This window comes from Streptomyces sp. NPDC003379 (genome assembly GCF_053589195.1).
Genome location: NZ_JBSFRK010000049.1, coordinates 1 through 17,879 on the forward strand (window position 1 = coordinate 1; position 17,879 = coordinate 17,879).

The following is a 17,879-nucleotide window of genomic DNA, read 5'->3' on the forward strand; positions in this document are numbered from 1 at the left end:
GCGGCCCATAGTCATGGACACCCCAACTCGCCGCAAGAGTGCAGGCATAGAAGAGCCGGACCGGCACCAGGCGCTGCTCGGAGGGGCATGCCGAGACGGTGCCTGGAGGGTTGCCGGAATACGCCGGAGACCTGCCGTAGGCCAGGCGGAACGGTGGGTCGCTCACTGCCGCTGCGCTGAACCGTCGGCGGGTGTGGGGCGAAAGGTGCGGCGGTAGGCCTGGGGTGTGACCCCGATGGCGGCATGAAGATGCTGGCGCAGGGAGACACCGGTGCCGAATCCGGCGCGGTCGGCGACCAGGTCGACGGGCCAGTCAGTGGTCTCCAGCAGGTGCCGGGCCAGGTCGACGCGTCGGCGGATGAGCCACTGGCCGGGGCTGGTGCCGACCTCGTTGCGGAAGTGGCGGGTGAAGGTACGCAGGCTGACGTTGGCGTGGGCTGCCATGTCGGCCAGGGTGACGGGTTCAGAGAGACGTTCCATGATCCACGCCTGTGTGGAGGCGGTACCCGGGGCAGTGGAGGCGGGGACGGGGCGCCGGATGTACTGGGCCTGACCGCCGTCGCGCCAAGGCGGTACGACACAGGAGCGCGCGACCTCGTTGGCGATGTCGCTGCCGTGGTCGCGGCGGACGATGTGCAGGCACAGGTCGATGCCGGCGGCGACCCCGGCGGACGTGAGGATCTCGCCGTCGTCAATGAAGAGGACGTCGGGGTCGATGCGCGCAGTGGTGAACATGCGCTGCAGACGGTCGGCTTCGCGCCAGTGTGTGGTGGCGGGGCGGCCGTCGAGCAGTCCCGCGGCGGCCAGCACATAGGTGCCGGTGCAGATCGCCACAATGCGGGTTCCGGGGCGGATGGCAGCCAGGGCCTCGCGCAGGGCGTCGGGCAGGCGGCCCTCTTCGCGAATGGGGCCCAACGCGTGGGAGGGCGGGATGACGACGGTGTCGACGGCGGCCAGCAGGGAGGCGTCGTGGGCGACGGTGAGCTGGTAGTCGGCCTCGGCGCGGACGGGCCGCCCGTCCATGCTGCACGTGGTCACGGAGTAGAGCTGGTTGCCCATGCTGTCGCGGGCGGCGCCGAAGATCCGCGCGGGGATACCGAGCTCGAAGGGGACCACCCCATCCAGGGCCAGAACGCCAACGTGGTGCATGACCCGATCCTTTCATTCCTTGACCATCGGGCCACTACTGGGGAGCTGTCCACCCAGGCAGTCTTGGGAAGTGCCCAAGAAAACCGGCATAAACCACAAGACGATCCCCTGCTGAAGAGAGCACGTCATCATGGACCAAGCCACCACCCCCTCGACCATGCGCGCCATCTCCCAGGACGCCGCGGGAGCACCGGACGTCCTCAAGGTCATCGAGACGCAGCGCCCGGTCCCGGGCCGGGGCGAGATCCTGGTCCGGGTGCACGCGGCGGGCGTGAACCCAGCCGACTGGAAGACCCGCGATCGGGGCGTGTTCGCCAATGGCGCTAGGCCGCCGTTCACGCTCGGCTTTGACGTCGCCGGGGTGGTCGAGGCGGCCGGCGAAGGGGTGACACTCTTCCAGGCGGGCGACGAGGTGTTCGGGATGCCGCGCTTCCCGCACCCGGCCGGTGCCTATGCCGAGTACGTCGCCGCCCCGGCCCGGCACTTCGCTCCGCGTCCCAAGGGCCTGAACCACATCCAGGCCGGTGCCCTGCCGCTGGCCTCGCTGACCGCCTGGCAGGCCCTGGTGGACACCGCGAACGTCCAGCCCGGCCAGCGCGTCCTGATCCACGCGGCCGCCGGAGGCGTCGGCCACCTGGCCGTGCAGATTGCCAAGGCCCGCGGCGCGTACGTCATCGGCACCGCCAGCGCCGCCAAGCACGAGCTACTGCGCTCGCTGGGCGCCGACGAGCTGATCGACTACCACGCCCAGGACTTCGCCGAGACCCTCCGCGACATCGATGTCGCACTGGACGCCCTCGGCGGCCCCAACTGGGCCCGGTCCCTGCGAACGCTGCGGCCGGGCGGCACGCTGATCTCGATCCTGCCGCTGAACCACACCTTCCCCGCCAAGGAGGCCGAAGCGGCAGGAGTACGGGCGGTGTTCATGCTCGTCGAGCCCGACCATGCGGGGTTGCGCGAGATCACTTCCCTGGTCGAGGACGGCCGCCTGCGCGTGATCGCCGACGCGGTCTTCCCTCTCGAAGAAGCCGCCAGGGCCCACACGCTGGGTGAGACCGGCCGCACCACCGGCAAGATCGTCCTGTCCGTCACCTCCTGACCCACCCCGCTGCTTCTGCCCTGCGGCTAACGGGGGACGACGAAGACGAGCAGAACCCGGACGATCCCAGAGAAGAGAGCCTGGAGAACGCCCCGGAACCGGACACGACCGATCCGGCCGCGGACTCCGCTGCCCGCCCCGTGGCCGATCAGGCACAAGGCCCCACGACGGCGCACCCCCAGAGGTACCGCCCGAAGCGTCGCGCTTCCGGGGAGAGTTCTCCGAGCTTAGGGGGACACGTTGGCGGGCACCAAGACGAGTTGTTCGAGCTGGTGGACGCGGTGTTGTGTGCGGACGGTGCGGTGAAGTCCCTGGTCGATCTGGCGCTGCTGCCCGAGCATCGTCGTGGGCACGGAGCGATGTATGGCGGCCTGAACCACGGCCGGCACGACGTCGATCGGCGGCGGACGGTGCTGGCTGGGCTGTCGCTGCCGCGTTTCGACGGCGGGCGCCTGGTGCTGGCGGTCGATGTGTCGCCGTAGCTTCGTTCGGACGCGCCGTGCTCGGCGGAGCGGCTGTTCTACCACGTCTACGGCCGTGCGAAGACGGCGTCGCGGTTCATTCCAGGCTGGCCCTACTCCTTCGTCGCCGTGCTGGAGCCGGGCACCACGTCATGGACCGCGCCCCTGCACGCGGTCCGGCTCGGCCCGGCGGACGACGCGACCGCGACCACCCCGGCCAGCTCCGAGGAGTCGTTGAACGGCTCATCACCGCGGGCCAGTGGCAGGCCGGGGACCCGGACATCATGATCGTCAGCGATGCCGACCACTGCCCCGGTAGTCGCCGTCAGCAATCACGGTGGTCCGGCCGATGGCGTCCTTCGCTCCGGACAGCCCCCACGCCTTGCAGTCGTTGCGGTTCCCCGGGACCGTTCGGCCGACGGCGACGACCAGACGGGTGTCGGCGTCGATGACGACTCGGTGGTTGGTGAAGACCTGTAGTTTTTCGACTGCTCGGCGATCGTGTGGTGCCAGGTGGGGACCAGGGTGCCATCGACGATCAGCACGGTGTCCTTCCGGAACCTTGTGCGAAGCTGCAGGGCGAGCAATGGCCCGCGGTGGGCGATGATCCGGTCGGCAGTGGACTTGGACACTGCGAACAACGGGGCCAGCTGCCGCAGGCTGAGTTTCCACACCGATAGGGTCTTCATCCGAACGAGGGACGGGCGTTGCCTGTGGCTCTCAGCTGCGCGTCGGATCCGATCTCCATCCGGCATCGACCGTGAGATTCCGACACGGCACCGATTCCTAATGCCGTTTGTCAAGCAGCGACGGCCGCCGCAACGTACCGCGGCGAACGCGACGGACCGATAAGGCCAGGAAGGAATCGGACCGGCCTTCTGGCCTACGACTTCATGTCGAGACGCACAAGCGCGCCAATCTCCACGAGCTGGTCCGGCAGCGCCAGATCGGCAATGCCCATGACCGTGCTGGTGGGCCGGTGTTCTCGGAAGTACTCGGCGTGCAGGCGTGCGGTCGTATCGAAGTTCTCCCGCAAATTCCTCACCAGCACCGTGGTCTCCACTATCTGGCTACGCTCGGCTCCGAACTGCTTCAGCACCCGGTCCAGGTTTCCCAGCGTGGTGCGGACCTGCAGTTCGAAGTCGTCTGCGCCCACAAAGTCGCCGTGATGGTTGTGAGACAGCTGCCCGGACACGTAAAGGTCGGGCTTGGCAGAGGCGTTGATGGTCACGCCCCGCGTGGTAGCGCCAGTAGTCCTCGAAGTCGCCGTTGGTGATCAGTGCGTGGAGTTGGAGGACGGCTTCGGCGCCGGTGAGTCCCCAGCGGTCGCCGGTGATGTCGAGGCGGTCAGCGGTCAGGCGGCGGCAGGCGCCTTCGACGGCGCCGGTGGCGATCGGCCAGCCGGCCGCGAGAGCGGTGTCGTAGTGGAGCTGGTCGAGGTGACCGGTGAGGTGTCACGAGCAGCAGTGGGTGAGGCCTGCGTCGGCTACTTGTGAACCCCTGGCCTGCAGCATCTCGACTAGAGCCGGACAGCTCTCTGGAGCATCTGACCTGCTGCTTCTCGGATTTGGGGCCCCGCCCTCTGAGCTGGCACGCCGCGGATCCGGATGGCAAATCGGCCGGCAGCCCGGGCGTGAAGACCTCGCGCGGCCGGCCGGAGGCAACCAGCGTGCCGTGGTCCAGGACGTGCGGGCGGTCGCAAACGGACGCCGCCACGTTGAGGTGGTGCAGCGACACCACAGTTGTACGGCGCTGGGCACGCAGCAGGGCGAGCAGGCCCACCTGGCGATGGATGGCGAGGTGGTAGGTCGGCTCGTCCAGCACCAGGACACCCGGGTCCTGGGCCAACGCCCGCGCCGACGGGCCGCATTGCCGTTCGCCCCCGGACAGGGCCGTGAAGCGGCGTCCTGTGTACTACGCCATCCCACCTCAACCAGGGTGCGGGAGACGGTGTTCCGGTCGGTGGCGTCGTCTCCCGCGAAGCCGCGCTTGTAGGGCGTACGGCCCCAGGCGCCGACCTCGCGCACGCTCAGTTCGAAGTCGCCGCCCCACTCCTGCGGCAGCGCGGCCACCTACCGCGACCCTCAGCACACTCTCGCCTTCACGTGGCGACCACCAACTCCCGGTGCTCAAACGCCGGCTCAGGAGGTACAAGGCCGTTTCCGGATCTGCCCAGGCTGCCAGGCGACTCCTGGTGAGCAGAGCTGCGGTAGGGCGTGCAACGAGAGCGTGCCATCAGCATGGCCGTGTGCGGGAGAACCGCACGCACCGTGCGCAGCGGCGGGCGCTGGAAACGGAGCGGAAGCCACCGCGCCGGTCCCCGACCCTACGAGGCATGCCCCGGCCTCACGGCGACGGGGCGATGCGGTCAGAAGCCACGAGGACGCCCTGGGGTCGTCCGTGGGCTCGGTTGACCGCGGAGGCCACCGCCGTCAACCGGACGAGTTCCGCGTCGTCGGCGATGCCGGCGCCGTGGTGGACCGTGCCGTCGACGGTGACTCGCGCGTAGGCGGCGAAGCGGGTACCGACGGGGTCGGGCAGCGGGTGGCAGGTCAGTTCTGGCCGCTGCACGGTGATGCCGATGCCCGCCAGGGCGGCGGCGAAGGCGGTGGCCGCGTCGATTCCGTCGGCAGTCAGGCGCCGCTCCTCGCCGTTCGCGAGGGCGACCAGGGCGGCGAGGGTGACGCCGACGGAGCCGGGCGTCATCCGGAACTCTTTGAGCGTGAGCCGCGGCCGGTCGAACTTCAGGTACTCCTCGGTGAAGAGGGCGTGCAGCTCGCGCGAGGTGAGTTCGCCGCCTCGGTAGTCCGCGGCACGCTGGACACGGCGGCCGAATTCCACCCGCATCGTGCGTGGCAGGTCCAGCCCGTACGCGGTGTTGAGGACATACGCCACCCCGCCCTTGCCGGACTGGCTGTTGACGCGCACGACGGATTCGTACGTCCGGCCCACGTCCTTCGGATCGATGGGCAGGTAAGGGACGTTCCAGGGCACCGCGGTGGCAGGCGTGCCCGCTTCAGCGGCACGGCGCTCGATCGTGGCCAGGCCCTTGGCTATGGCGTCCTGATGCGTGCCGGAAAAGGCCGCGTGCACGAGGTCGCCGACGTACGGGTGACGGGGCGGCACCGGCAGCTGGTTGGCGAACTCAACCGTGCGGCGGATCCCGTCGATGTCCGAGAAGTCCAGCTGGGGATCGATTCCCTGGCTGAAGAGGTTCAGCGCCAGCGTCGCGAGACAGACGTTGCCCGTGCGTTCCCCGTTGCCGAAGAGCGTGCCCTCGATCCGCTCGGCGCCCGCAAGGACAGCCAGCTCCGCGGAGGCGACCGCGGTGCCGCGGTCATTGTGCGGATGGACGGAGAGGATGACCGACCGCCGGTTGTCGAGGTTGCGGTGCATCCACTCGACCTGGTCGGCGAACACGTTGGGCGAGTCGGTCTCCACCGTGGTCGGCAGATTGAGGGTGACCGGGCGGTCCGGACTCGCGTCCCACAGCGCGGCGACGGCGTTCGACAGGCGCAGGACGAACTCCGGCTCGGTTACGTTGAACGTCTCCGGTGAGTACTGGAAACGCAGCCGGGTTCTCTTGATGGCGTCCGCGCGCCGGGCGACGTGCTTTGCTGCCCGGATTGCCATCTCCTCGACCTCGCCGGTGGTCATCGCGAAGACGACGTCGCGCCACAGGCAGGCGGTGGCGTGGCACAGATGCACCACCGCCCGGTCCGCCCCGTCGACGGCCTCGAAGGTCCGGTCGATCAGTTCGGGCCGGGCCGGCGTGAAGACGGATATCGTCACGTCGTCCGGGATGAGGTCCTCCTCGATCAGCGTGCGGACGAACGAGAAGTCCGCTTCGCTGGCCGAGGGGTATCCGACCTCGATGTCCTTGAAGCCCATGCGGACGAGCAGGTCGAATATCGCTCTCTTGCGCCTGATGTCCATCGGGTCGCGCAGCGCCTGGTTGCCGTCCCGGAGGTCGACCGACGCCCACAGCGGGGCCCTGACCAAGGACTTCGTCGGCCAGGTGCGGTCCGTCAGCGGAAGCCGTGTGCCGGACCGCTCGTAGCGGGAAAAGGGCATGGCCGAAGCGAGCTGGGTGTTCCACCACGGCTGATCCGGTCCGCGCGGTCCCGTGGGCGTGGTGAGCCGAGGTTGGACGGGCAGGGGCGACGGGGCTGCGGTCATGTTGTGTCTCCCTTGAATCCGGAGCTCAGCCGGCCTGGATCGCGGAGCGCGGTCCGGCCGCGAAGGCGGTGCGGTCCACCTTGCCGTTGGCGTTGAGCGGCAGCTTCGGCAGATGCGTGAACCGCCTAGGAATCATGTAGACGGGCAGCCGGGAGCGCAGGAACGCGGTGAGGTCGCTCTGCGAGACTGCCTCGCCCGTGTAATAGGCGACCAACTCGGTATCGCTCTCGTGCTCCTGCACCACCGCGACCGCGTCGCGCACTGCGGGGTGCCGGGCCAGGGCCGCGTCGACCTCGCCCAGCTCGATGCGGTGGCCGCGCAGTTTGACCTGGTGGTCGAGGCGGCCCAGGTGGACCAGGGCGCCGTTCTCCCGGCACACCCGGTCGCCGGTGCGGTACCAGAGGTCCCGGGTCAGTGGCGCCGTGCCGTCGTGGACCACCGCCGCCTGCCCCGGGCTCCACTCCACGAAACGGCCCACGTCGTCGGCGGGGTCGAGGTAGCCGTCGAAGCGCTGGACGCCCCGGACGCACAGCTCGCCCGTCTCGGCGGGCTCACCCCCGTCGAGGATGACATGGTCCAGGTGCGGTGGCACCTCTCCGATCGGCAGGGTCCCGTTGGCGCCCGCCTCGAGCAGCGACCCCTTCCCACCGAGGTCCTGCCCCGAGCAGACGATCGCGACCTCGGTCGGCCCGTACAGGTTCCACAGCCGTGCCCGGGGCGCCGCCGCGGCCCACTGCTCTGCCTGTTCGGCGAGCAGCCGCTCGCCACCGAACATGACGGCCTTCAGCGACGGCATCGAATCCGGTGCCAGCGCTCCGGTGCGGGCGGCGATGCCGCCCACCGACGGAACGCAGAACCAGTGCGTGACCCGCTTGGCGTTCACGTAGGGCGTCGGCCGTACGACGTCGTTGGGGCGGGGTACCACCAGGGCGCCTCCGCTCGCCCAGGCGGCGAAGAGTTCGAAGACCGCGACGTCGAAGGAGATCTCCACGTTCTGTGAGACCCGGGACTCGGGTGTGAAGGCGTTGTACTCGACCAGCCAGCGCAGCGTCGGCACCACGCGCGCATGCCGGATCGGCACACCTCGGGGGCGGCCCGTGGAACCGGAGGTGTACAGGATGTACGCGACGTCCTCCGGTGACACCCGCACGACGGGAGCCGGCCGCACGTCGTCCTCGCCGGCCGCTACCGCGCCGGCCGCCTCGGCGTCGGTGAAGGTGACCAGGGGAGGCAGTTTCCGGCCGTCCGTCCCGTCCGCGCTCTCCGCGGCGGCCAGTTCACCGGCCCGTGCTGCGGCGTGCTCGTCGACCACGATCAGGTCCAGATCCGTCATGTCCGCGATGGCGCGGAGCCGGCCGGCCGGGAAGGACGGGTTGAGCGGGACGACGGCCGCGCCGAGGCGGAGCGCGGCCAGATAGCCGGTGTAGGTGGTGAGGCTGCGGGCCGCGAACAGCCCGATCCTGGCCGGGCGGTACGGGAGCTGCCGGACCATGGCGGCGGCCATCCGGGCTGCCGCGGCGTCCAGTTGCCGGTAGGTGAGCGCGGTGTCCCGCACGTCCAGCGCGATGTGCTCGGGGTAGCGTTCGGCGCTGGCGGCGAAAAGGTCGACGAGAGTGGCGGGTTCCATCGGACACGTCCTGTTCTGCGTGGCTTCCGGGCGGTACGGCGAGGGAGGCGGAGGGCAGTGGCAGCAGCACTCGGGGGCGAGCTCGCACCTCGAGCACAGGCATCCGCTCAGTCACGGGCGATCGCACGCCGCGGGCGCAGGGCGTGCGCACACCTCGCTCTTGATGGGCTCACAACAGTTGCTCCAGCGTCTTCCACAGCTCCGGCCACCGGTCCGTCACGTACATGTGGCCCCCGGCGAACTCGAGGGCGTCGAAGCCGGCGGAGGTGAAGGCCTCCCAGTCCAGCCACTCCTTCTCGGGCACCAGGTAGTCCTGGCCACCGCGGATCGCGGTGATCGGAACGGGCAACGGATCGCCGGCGGCCGGCGTGTAACCGGCCAGCAGGTTCACGTCCGCTCTCATGACCGGCAGCAGGATGTCCCGCAGCCGGGAGTCGGCGTACTCTGGTATGTCACGGCACGCGATGGCCCTGGCCCGCGCGACGACCTCCTCGTCGTCACCGTCGAGCCGTTCGGCCTGCCGGTGGGAGGGGCTGACGGAGCCGCTGACCACCAGGTGCCGGGGCAGTGGGCCGCCGGTGTCGATCAAGTGCCGGACGGCCTCGTAGGCGAGTAGCGCGCCGAAGCTGTGCCCGAAGACGATGAACGGCTGTCCGTCCGCGGCGGCTTCCCGGATGCGCCGCGCTGTTCCGGCAGCGGCCTCGGAGAAGTCTTGATAGAACGGTTTGCCGAACTCCCGCTCACGGCCGGGGAGCTGGATGGGTACGGCGCGCAGTGCGGCGGACTCCAGAACCTGCCAGGGGTGGTAGACGCCCGCCCCTGCGCCCGCGTAGGGCAGGCACATCACTGAGGTGGTCATACGGTGTTCTCCTGGCCGAAGGATCGGGTGCCGGCGTCGGCGCACAGGAGCCCCAACTGGTCGTCGAAGGCGCGCAGCAGGGCGGCCGACCGCCCCTGCCAGGGGCTGCTGAGCGGGGCCTGGGCGACGCAGTGCAGGGTGCCGACGGGCAGCTCGGTCACCTGGAGCTGGATCTCCGCGTGCCCGCCGACGGGTGGGACGGGGAGGGCGCGGATCTGCACCGGGCCCGCGGCGTGTGCCGCCCGCTCCCAGTTCTCGAAGGCGAACAGTGCCTGGTACACGGGCATCCGCCGACCGGGCGTCGTCCGGGCGGCACGGATGATCTCGTCGCACGGCAGCGCGGAACCGATGACGCTCTCGCGCAGGGAGCCCCAGACCCGTTCGACGACTCCGGGCTTGGACAATTCGGGCATTCGGACCGGCAGTGTGTTCGTCAGATAGCCGATCTCGTCGCTCTGGCCGGGTGTACGTGCGGCCACCGGCGTTCCGACGCAGAAGCCTGCGCCGCCGGTGAGTTCCGCCAGTGCCCGGCCGAGGGCCGCCAGCAGCACCGCGTACGGCGAGCAGCCGCTGTGCCGAGCCCGGGTACGCACCGCCTGCCAAGTGTCGGCCGGTAACTCGAGGCTGTCCTCTGCCAGATCGGCCTGGGCCAGCTGCCGCTGGCTGGGGCCGGGGCCGACGGCAGAACCCGGGAGAGGCAGGTCGGCCGCCCCGTCGAGCATCGTCCGCCAGTAGGTGGCGAGTTCCGCGCGCCGGGCGGGGGTCATGATGGCGGGCTCCGCCCGTTCGCGGACGGGCAGCACGGGCTCCTCGCCCGTGACCGCCAGGGCGTAGGCGCGAGCCAGATCGGCGGCGAAGATCTCCTGGGACATCCCGTCGAAGGCGATGTGATGCACCGCCAGGTAGACCGTGGCTCCCATCTCGTCGGGTGCCACAGCGGCCCGGAAGAGCCGCCCGGCGCCAAGGTCCAGGGAGTCATCCGCCAGCAGGGCGGCGGTCGCCTCGTGGCTGCCGGTTCTCGCGGGGAGGTGCAGCGGGGGCGGGACGTCCCGGGGAGGGAGCACCTTGCGCACCAACTCCCCCCGCTCGACGATGAAGGCGGTGCGCAGCGCCTCGTGGTGGGTGGCGACCACGTTCAGCGCCGCCTCAAGCGCACCGTGCTCGACCGGACCGTCGGCGCGGATCCGGGCGAGGGCCCGGTTGGCCCGGGTCGACGGCGCGATCTGCTCGCCGACCCAGAACTGCCGTTCCAGCGCGGAGGCCCGCTGCACCCGGACCGGTGCGTCGTCACTCACGAATTGCCTCCTTGTCGGCGGCCGCGGACTCCTCGGCCGGGGCCGACGGGGTGTCCATGTCGCGCAGCGCGCGGCTGCGCAGCGAGACGAGCACCAGGACGATGTACGAGGCGCCGAAGCAGAGGAGGGTTCCGCGCAGCCCAATGCCGTGGATCGACCAGCCGGCCACGAGGATGCCGATCGGGGCGGCGCTCATCCCGACGGCGGAGGTGAGGGCGAAGACCCGGCCGAAGACCTCTGCCGGGACCTTTTCCATCATCACAGTGGAGAGCGCCGGGTTGAGCGGGCCGGCCGCGAGGCCGAGCAAGAAGGAGATCACGATGCTCAGCACCGCGCCCGGCATGCCCGTGAGGGTCAGGCGCAGGGCGCCGATGACGAGGAAGCAGCCCAGCAGGGTCCAGCGGTGGCTGGTGAACCAGCGGGCGCTGACGGGACTGTAGCCGAATGTGCCGACGACGGCGCCGCAACCGGAGGCGGCCACCAGCCAGCCCAGGTACTGACCGCTGCCGAGCACCTGGTCCGAGTAGACCGGCAGGATGACCGGGGTGAAGGCGTCGTCGAGGAAGTTGGTGACGAAGACGAACGCCGTCATGGCGCCGACCACGGGTATCCCGCGGACGACCTTGGCGCCCTCGGCGAGCTGCCGCAGGAATCCCTCCTGGTGCTGCGCTGCGGAGGCGGGACGTGAACTGTGGGGCACGCCGACCGCGACCAGGAGAGCGGAGAGAAGGAAGGACGCGGAGTCGACGTACATGCCGGTCACCGGTCCGGACACGGCGATCAGCAGGCCGGCCAGCGGTGCGCCGACCAGCAAGCCGAGCCTGGGAGCGCCCTGCATCCAGGAGTTCGCGCTCGCCAGCCGGACCCCGCCCCGCTCCGCGAGCGGTTTGATCAGGCTCTGTCGTGCGGCGCCGGTCGGCGTGGAGCCCAGGCTGCGGCCGAAGAGCAGTCCCATCAGGACAGGCAGCGGCAGTCCCACCGTGTCGTCGAGCAGCGGGACAAGGCCGATGGAGACGCCCGCGACGACATCGCTCAGCACGCTCATTCGCTTGCCGCCGACGCGGTCGATCCAGACCCCGCCGATGGCTCCCGCGAAGATCAGCGGAAGGGTGTTGGCGAAGCCGGCCAGTCCGGTGGAGACGGAGCTGCCGGTGCTGTGGAGGACGTACAGCGGGATGGTGATGACCGTGATGGCGTTGCCGAACGACGAGAGGTAGTGCGCCAGCAGCAGTACGAACAGCGGCCGACGGTGCGGCACCGCTCGCCCGGGTTCCGCGGCAGTGGTCATGGGGTGTCCTCCTGGCGGGTGGGGGGCAGGACGTCACGGGCCGGGGCGCCGCTCGCGTCGGCGAAGAGGCGCTCCAGATAATCCTCCGAGACCCCGACCACACCGGGTACCGCGGTATCCGGCGGGGTGCCCGGCCGCAGCGGGTTCCCGCGCGCCAGGAGCCGAGCGGTCAGTTCGGCGGGCGTGGTGCCGGGCGCGATGTCCCGGGGTCCGGCGTCGAAGCCCGCCCGGCGCAGCAGCCGGGCCAGCCGGGCGGAGAGCAGCGGGGTGCCTCCGCTCGCGGCGAAGGCGTCGTCCGGTCCGGCGGTGTCCTGGTCGAGTGCCTCGCGCCAGGCGGCGGCGACGGTGTCACGGGCCCGGGCGGCGGGGCTCACGAGCGGGGTGTCCGGGGAGGTGGCGAAGAGCTCGACCAGCTGTAGCAGTCGCCGGGCGAGCCGGTCGACGGTCTCCGGCTCGAACAGGGCGGTGCGGTACTCGAACCGGCCGTAGACCAGGTCGCCGAGGTGCCACCAGGCGACCGTGACGTCCATCGAGGAGATGCCCTCGGGTACGGCATTGGCGTAGACGGTGGCGCCGGGCACCTCGTAGGAGACCGTCTCGGCCAGGTCCAGGTGGACGAGCATGGTGCGCAGCAGCGGATAGCCGTGTGCGGTCCGCTCGGGAGCAGCGGCCCGGACGATCTCGCCGAATGGCGTCTCGTGGTGGGCCGCGACGGCCGCGCCCGCCGCCTGGGCCGCGGCCAGGAAGTCGTTCGGAGTGGGGTTCTCGGGCAGCCGGACCCGCAGCGGCACATTGGTGAGCAGGAAGCCGACCAGATCCCGCACCGCGGCCTGGCCGCGGGTCACGCTGGGCACCCCGATCAGGACGTCGCGCTCGCCGCTCTCCTCGTACAGTAGGGCTGCGTATGCCGCCACCATGGCGTTGGCGACAGTGCTGCGGGCGGCCTTGGCGCGGTCGATGAACGCGGCGGCGGTGCCTTTGTCCAGTACGAAGTTGTGCTGGCGGCCGAGCCGGTCCTCGGTCTCGACCGGGTGGTCGTACGGCAGCAGGGGCACATCCGGTACGTCCGCGAGGTAGTCGCGCCAGAACGCGCGGTGGCGTTCGCCGTACTCGGTCTCGAAGTACGCGCGCTGCCACTGCGCGTAGTCGCCGAACTGCACGGGGAGCTCCGGCAGTTCGGGCTCCCGGCTCTCCAGGAGGGCCTGGTAGGCCTCCAGCAGTTCTTGGTTGAGCCGCACGTACGACCACTGGTCGGTGAAGGAGTGCGGCATGGTCTGGACGATCTGGTGGTCCCCGCCGAGGTCGGCCACGCCGATGCGCAGCACCGGATCCCGGGACAGGTCGAACGGCCGCCGCACCTGTTGCCGTACGAACTCCCTGCGGCGCGGTTCTTTCTCCGCCGCCGGACCTGCCGACAGATCGACGAAGGTGAGGTCCGCGCCGCGGTCCGGGTGCAGGCGCAGCCGTGGCTGCGCGCCCTCCACCTCGACGGTGCTGCGCAGCAGTTCGTGCCGGCGCACCACGGCGGCCACGGCCTTCTCGAACGCCTCGCGGTGGAACTCCCCGACGAAGCGCAGTCCGAAGCCGAGGGTGTAGGTGACGGTGCTGGGGTAGAGCTGGTCAAGGATCCACAGGCGTTCCTGGTCCATGCCCAGGGGTGCGGTGTCGCGCGGCCCGGTCCGTGGCACGAGTGGCGGTGGCCCCTGGCGCCCGCGGGACAACCGTGCCGCCAGAGCGGCCCGTTGCTGCGGGGTGAGGCCGGCGAGCCGGGCCGTGAGGGCGGCTTTGTCGGCGGCTGCGGTCATCGGTCACGCTCCGCGGGAACACAGGCGAACAGGGCGGGCAGGGCTGCCAGCACCTCGGCGGTGGGCAGACCGAAATCGATCAGGAAGCCGACCTCGTCGGCGCCCGCCTCCCGCAGCTGCCCGAGGACGGCGGCCGCCTTGGCTGCCGGTCCCAGCAGGGAGGGGCCGGCGAGGTAGTTGAGGTAGGCGCTCTCCAGCAGCAATGTCTCGTCCTCGCCGGGAGAGGTGGTCTGGCTCCGGTACGCCCTCAGGTAGCCGTGCATCGCGGGGCGCAGGAACTCCTCGAGGTCGGCGCGTTCGCTGACGTAGGCGTGCACCATGACCACCACGTCGCCGTCCCCCGGGTGGCCGGCGCGGTGCCACTCCTGGCGGTAGTGGGCGATGTTCTCCCGCAGCTGAGGCATTGTCTGGCCGAGCAGCGCGGTCATCACGCCGAGCCCGGCGCGGGCGGCCGACGCGAAGGTGGCGGAGTTGCCCGCCGAGGTGAGCCAGACGGGCATGTCGCGTCGTACGGGCGCGGGGCCGGTGCGGACGGCGGCGGTGCCGCCCGCGGTCGTGGGATGGCTCACTTTCTCGCCACGCCAGTGGGCCCGTACCTGGTCGATGATCCGCAGGGTGGTCTCGCGCCGCTGTGCGTAGTCGGTGCGGGCGAGGACGAAGTCGTCGGGATGCCAGCCGCTGGCGAAGGAGATGCCAGCCCGGCCGCCGCTGAGGTTGTCGACGACGGACCAGTCCTCGGCGATGCGCGCCGGGTGGTGCAGGGGGGCGGCGACGCTGCCGGCCCGGATCTGCACCTGTTCGGTCTGCACGGCGACGGCCGCGGCGAGGACGGCCGGGTTGGGCGAGTGCCCGCCGAAGTCCACGAAGTGGCGCTCCGGCAGCCAGACGGCGTGCAGTCCGGCGGTGTCGGCCCGGCGTGCCGCGTCGAAAACGAAGCGGTAGTACTCCTGCGCGGAGAGGGCGTCGGCGCTCGCGAAGAAGTAGAGGCTCTGCCGCTCGGGAGCGCCGGCGGCCTTGGCCTCGGCGGGTTCGCGGGCCGTGCGGTTCTGGAGCCTGCGCCCGAGGAGCCTGCGCTGTTCGGGGGAGAGGGCGGCCAGACGGTGGGACAGGTCGGTCACGGCACTTCCTCGATCTCGTTGAGCAGCTGGAGGAGTTGCTCGTCGTCGCGTTCGCCGGCCAGTTCCTCGGCCCGGCTGATGAACGCGGCCAGGTCGGAGTGCTCGTACAGGTCCCCGAGCACTAGGGCGAGCAGCAGTGTGTCGTTGATGACGCTGATGAGCTGCGCGGCTTGCAGCGAGGTGCCGCCGAGCGTGAAGAAGTTGTCCTCGGGGGCGAGGGGCGCCCCGCCGAAGGCGTCCTGCCAGATCTCGGTGATCACGGTGGCGATCTCGCTCGCCTCGGCCGGCTGCGCGGCGGGGGCGGCCGGATCGGTCTCCTGGACGCCGGGCGGGGTGGCGTCCACGTCCTCGGACGGCGTGCCGGGCGCCTCGATCCAGTGCCGGGTGTCCGCGAACGGGTAGCGCGGCAGCGGGGCGGGCCGGTCCGGGCGGGGCGGGGCCAGGTCGACGACGCAACCGGCCGCCCACAGCCCGGCCAGGGCGGTGTGACGGGCGAGCGTCACGTCCTGGCCGGACCCGCCGAGCATCTCGACGATCCGGGGCGGCCGTGCCGTGCCCAGGGCACGGGCCGCGCGGCGCACCGGGTTGGTCAGTGACCGGCTGCCGCCCACACCGACGACCACGTCGCAGGGCCCGGCGAGCAGGGTGCGGACGCCGTCGGCCAGCCGTACCGTCCCGCGGAGCTGGGCCGCCCAGTAGCCGGGGTCGGTGGCCTGTTCGGGGGTCAGCTCCGCACCGGAGACGTTGGAGATCACCCTGGTGCGCGGTGCGGACAGCCGCAGCGTACGCAGGAACTCCTCGAAACGGGCGGCGGCCTGCTCCATCGAGCGGGTGTGGAAGGCGTGGGAGGTGGCGAGGCGGGTGGTGGCGAGTCCGTGCTCGCCACACCGCCGTTCGATTTCGGCGACGGTGGCGAGATCACCGCCGAGAACGACATCGTCGGGGCCGTTGACACCGCACAGATCGGCGGGGAGTCCGGTGACCATCACGCGTGCGGCCGCCTCGTCGAGCGGCACCGCGAGCATGGCTCCGGGCGGGGCCTCGCCCATCAGCGCCCCGCGCCGGACCACGGCGGCCGCGGCGTCCTCGACGTCGAACACCCCGGTGTACGCGGCGGCGGTCAGCTCACCAACGCTGTGTCCGAAGAGGGTGCCGGGCCGTACGCCCCTGCGCTCCAGCCACCACAGGTGGGCCAGGCCGAGGGTGAACAGCAGTGGCTGTACGACCGCGGTGTCCAGCAGCCGGGGGTCGTCGCCGTCCCAGGCCGTGAAGTCCCGCAGGTCGGGTCCGCCCGCGCGCAGCACGGCGTCCTGCAACCGGGTCAGGTCGGCCGCGAACGCCGGGTCCCGGTCGGCCGGTGCGTCGGCCGCCGACACCCGCACGCCCTGACCGGGGAGCAGGACGGCCACGGTGGGCTCGGGCCCGGCGGGTGGCACGTCCGCGCCCTCGGCCACCTCCTGCAGGCCCTGTCGCAGTGCCGCGAGTGCCTGCCCGGGATGCGGGGGCAGGGCGATCGCGGCCCGGTGCGCCAGATGGCGCCGCCCGTGCCAGAGGGTGCCGAGAACCTCGCCGAGGCCGGTGTCCGCTCCGGGGCCGTCCAGCCAGGCGGCGAGGTCCCGGGCGCGGTCGCGCAGTGCCTGGGGTGTGGCGGCCGTCAACACGGCCACCCGGGGGCCGTCGGCGGCTTCCGGCTCGTCGGCCGCCCGGGGGCCGGCGGCGGGTCCGGCGGCAGCGGGGGAGAGGACCACGTGCGCGTTGGTGCCGCCGAGCCCGAAGGAGCTGACGGCGGCGCCACGGGGCACCGTCCCGCTCCATGGCCGGGCCTGGCGGGGGATGAAGAACCTGGCCGCGCCCCACTCGGCGTCCGCGCCATCGCCCGGCTGGGCGGGGACCGGCGGCACGGTGTCGTGCTGGAGGGCCAGCACCGTCTTGATCAGGCCCACCACTCCGGCGGCGGTGTCGGTGTGGCCGACGTTCGGCTTCACCGCGCCGATCGCACAGCCCGGCGTCGCGTCGCCGTACACCTCGGCGAGCGCGGCCAGCTCGACCTGGTCGCCCAGGACGGTGCCGGTGCCGTGCGCCTCGACGTAGCCAACGTCCTCGGCGGCGAGTCCGGCGACCTCCAGGGCCTCGCGGATCACCTCTGCCTGCCCGCGCGGGCTCGGCGCGGACATGGCCATCCGGTCGGCGCCGTCGTTGTTGACGGCGCTGCCCACGATGTGGGCCCGGGCGGCCCGGCCCGGCTCCGGCAGGTCGGCGGATCGCCGCAGCACCACCACCCCGGCCCCGCCGGACGGAACGGTTCCGCCGCTGCCTCTGGTGAAGGCGCGACAGCGGCCGTCCGGTGCGTAGATGCCGCCCTCGGCCCACCGGTACTCGGGCCGCTCGACGGGGAAAACGGTCACGCCGCCCGCTACGGCGATGTCGCACTCGTAGGTCAGCAGGCTGCGCACGGCCTGGTGGACAGCGACCAGGGAGGTGGAGCACGCCGTCTGCACCGTCATGCTGGGACCGGTCAGGCCGAGCCGGTATGACAGGGCTGTGGCGAGGTAGTCACGGGAGTTGCCGAACAAGATCTGCTCAGTGCCCTGGGTGCGCACCACGCGGTCGTCGCGCAGCACGTGGTGGTGCAGGTAGTCATCGGGTCCGCAGCCGACGAACACACCGACCCGGCCGTCGTCGCGCTCGGTGTCGAGTCCGGCGTCCTCCAGGGCTTCCCACGCCAGCTCGGTGAGCACGCGGTGCTGGGGGTCGGTGGTCGCCGCCTGGGCGTGCGTCATGCCGAACAGTTCGGCGTCGAACCGTGCGTAGCGGTCGATCTGGCCCGCGATCAGTCGCCCGTCGGCCGGGCCCTCGCGGTCCTCCCGGGCGGCGGGCAGGGAGACCCGGCCCGTGAGGATGTTCGCCCAGAACGTGCCGGGGTCCGACGCCCCGGGAACCCGCAGCGCCAGTCCGACGACGGCCACGGCGTTGTCCGGACGGTCCGACTCAGTCATGCC

11 protein-coding genes and 4 pseudogenes are annotated in these 17,879 nt (G+C 71.4%); 2 read left to right on the forward strand and 13 right to left on the reverse strand.

Annotated features, from left to right (window positions below):
- Window positions 1-162: 162 nt before the first annotated feature.
- Window positions 163-1,149 carry a GlxA family transcriptional regulator gene (locus ACWDVB_RS33380; RefSeq protein WP_451517808.1) on the reverse strand — a complete coding sequence of 329 codons (987 nt, stop codon included), beginning with the start codon at window positions 1,147-1,149 and terminating at the stop codon, window positions 163-165.
- 130 nt (window positions 1,150-1,279) lie between these two features.
- Between ACWDVB_RS33380 and ACWDVB_RS33385 the strand changes: the two genes are divergently transcribed.
- Window positions 1,280-2,248, forward strand: coding sequence for an NADP-dependent oxidoreductase (locus ACWDVB_RS33385; protein ID WP_451517809.1), 969 nt, complete (start codon window positions 1,280-1,282; stop codon window positions 2,246-2,248).
- Window positions 2,249-2,438: 190 nt separating this feature from the next.
- Window positions 2,439-3,017 (forward strand): annotated as a pseudogene (locus tag ACWDVB_RS33390) (transposase); the annotation flags it as partial.
- Here the strand turns inward: ACWDVB_RS33390 and ACWDVB_RS33395 are convergent.
- The 12 genes and pseudogenes from ACWDVB_RS33395 to ACWDVB_RS33450 all read right to left on the reverse strand — a co-directional run.
- Window positions 3,013-3,374, reverse strand: a pseudogene (locus tag ACWDVB_RS33395) (transposase); the annotation flags it as partial. The pseudogenes ACWDVB_RS33390 and ACWDVB_RS33395 sit on opposite strands and share 5 nt — an antisense overlap.
- Before the next feature lie 218 nt (window positions 3,375-3,592).
- Window positions 3,593-3,940: a RidA family protein gene (locus ACWDVB_RS33400; protein WP_451517810.1), complete on the reverse strand. Its 348-nt coding sequence runs from the start codon at window positions 3,938-3,940 to the stop codon at window positions 3,593-3,595.
- Window positions 3,924-4,163, reverse strand: a pseudogene (locus ACWDVB_RS33405) (ISKra4 family transposase); the annotation flags it as partial. The pseudogene ACWDVB_RS33405 and the gene ACWDVB_RS33400, both read right to left, overlap by 17 nt.
- Window positions 4,164-4,320: 157 nt before the next feature.
- Window positions 4,321-4,781 (reverse strand): annotated as a pseudogene (locus ACWDVB_RS33410) (ATP-binding cassette domain-containing protein); the annotation flags it as partial.
- A gap of 274 nt (window positions 4,782-5,055) precedes the next feature.
- Window positions 5,056-6,888 carry a 2-isopropylmalate synthase gene (locus ACWDVB_RS33415; RefSeq protein WP_451517811.1) on the reverse strand — a complete coding sequence of 611 codons (1,833 nt, stop codon included), beginning with the start codon at window positions 6,886-6,888 and terminating at the stop codon, window positions 5,056-5,058.
- Window positions 6,889-6,913: 25 nt separating this feature from the next.
- Complete coding sequence (locus tag ACWDVB_RS33420) at window positions 6,914-8,515, reverse strand: amino acid adenylation domain-containing protein (RefSeq protein WP_451517812.1); 1,602 nt, start codon at window positions 8,513-8,515, stop codon at window positions 6,914-6,916.
- Between the two features lie 169 nt (window positions 8,516-8,684).
- Entirely contained in the window at window positions 8,685-9,374 is a 690-nt protein-coding gene (locus tag ACWDVB_RS33425; RefSeq protein WP_451517813.1) for a thioesterase II family protein, read from the reverse strand.
- Window positions 9,371-10,669, reverse strand: coding sequence for a condensation domain-containing protein (locus ACWDVB_RS33430; protein WP_451517814.1), 1,299 nt, complete (start codon window positions 10,667-10,669; stop codon window positions 9,371-9,373). Before ACWDVB_RS33430 ends, ACWDVB_RS33425 begins: the two co-directional genes overlap by 4 nt.
- Window positions 10,662-11,957: an MFS transporter gene (locus tag ACWDVB_RS33435; protein ID WP_451517815.1), complete on the reverse strand. Its 1,296-nt coding sequence runs from the start codon at window positions 11,955-11,957 to the stop codon at window positions 10,662-10,664. The genes ACWDVB_RS33430 and ACWDVB_RS33435 overlap by 8 nt, the downstream gene beginning before the upstream one ends.
- A complete protein-coding gene (locus ACWDVB_RS33440; RefSeq protein WP_451517816.1) occupies window positions 11,954-13,762 on the reverse strand; it encodes a condensation domain-containing protein in 1,809 nt (602 codons plus the stop codon). The genes ACWDVB_RS33435 and ACWDVB_RS33440 overlap by 4 nt, the downstream gene beginning before the upstream one ends.
- Complete coding sequence (locus tag ACWDVB_RS33445; protein WP_451517817.1) at window positions 13,759-14,880, reverse strand: MupA/Atu3671 family FMN-dependent luciferase-like monooxygenase; 1,122 nt, start codon at window positions 14,878-14,880, stop codon at window positions 13,759-13,761. The genes ACWDVB_RS33440 and ACWDVB_RS33445 overlap by 4 nt, the downstream gene beginning before the upstream one ends.
- Window positions 14,877-17,876, reverse strand: a complete 3,000-nt coding sequence (locus ACWDVB_RS33450; RefSeq protein ID WP_451517818.1) for a type I polyketide synthase — start codon at window positions 17,874-17,876, stop codon at window positions 14,877-14,879. The genes ACWDVB_RS33445 and ACWDVB_RS33450 overlap by 4 nt, the downstream gene beginning before the upstream one ends.
- Window positions 17,877-17,879: the final 3 nt, after the last annotated feature.

What these genes read in the sequence shown, in the direction of transcription:
- ACWDVB_RS33380 (WP_451517808.1), bottom strand. Translation starts at nt 1,149, where the DNA reads ATGCACCACGTTGGCGTTCTGGCCCTGGATGGGGTGGTCCCCTTCGAG.
- ACWDVB_RS33385 (WP_451517809.1), top strand. Translation starts at nt 1,280, where the DNA reads ATGGACCAAGCCACCACCCCCTCGACCATGCGCGCCATCTCCCAGGAC.
- ACWDVB_RS33415 (WP_451517811.1), bottom strand. Translation starts at nt 6,888, where the DNA reads ATGACCGCAGCCCCGTCGCCCCTGCCCGTCCAACCTCGGCTCACCACG.
- ACWDVB_RS33420 (WP_451517812.1), bottom strand. Translation starts at nt 8,515, where the DNA reads ATGGAACCCGCCACTCTCGTCGACCTTTTCGCCGCCAGCGCCGAACGC.
- ACWDVB_RS33425 (WP_451517813.1), bottom strand. Translation starts at nt 9,374, where the DNA reads ATGACCACCTCAGTGATGTGCCTGCCCTACGCGGGCGCAGGGGCGGGC.
- ACWDVB_RS33435 (WP_451517815.1), bottom strand. Translation starts at nt 11,957, where the DNA reads ATGACCACTGCCGCGGAACCCGGGCGAGCGGTGCCGCACCGTCGGCCG.
- ACWDVB_RS33440 (WP_451517816.1), bottom strand. Translation starts at nt 13,762, where the DNA reads ATGACCGCAGCCGCCGACAAAGCCGCCCTCACGGCCCGGCTCGCCGGC.
- ACWDVB_RS33450 (WP_451517818.1), bottom strand. Translation starts at nt 17,876, where the DNA reads ATGACTGAGTCGGACCGTCCGGACAACGCCGTGGCCGTCGTCGGACTG.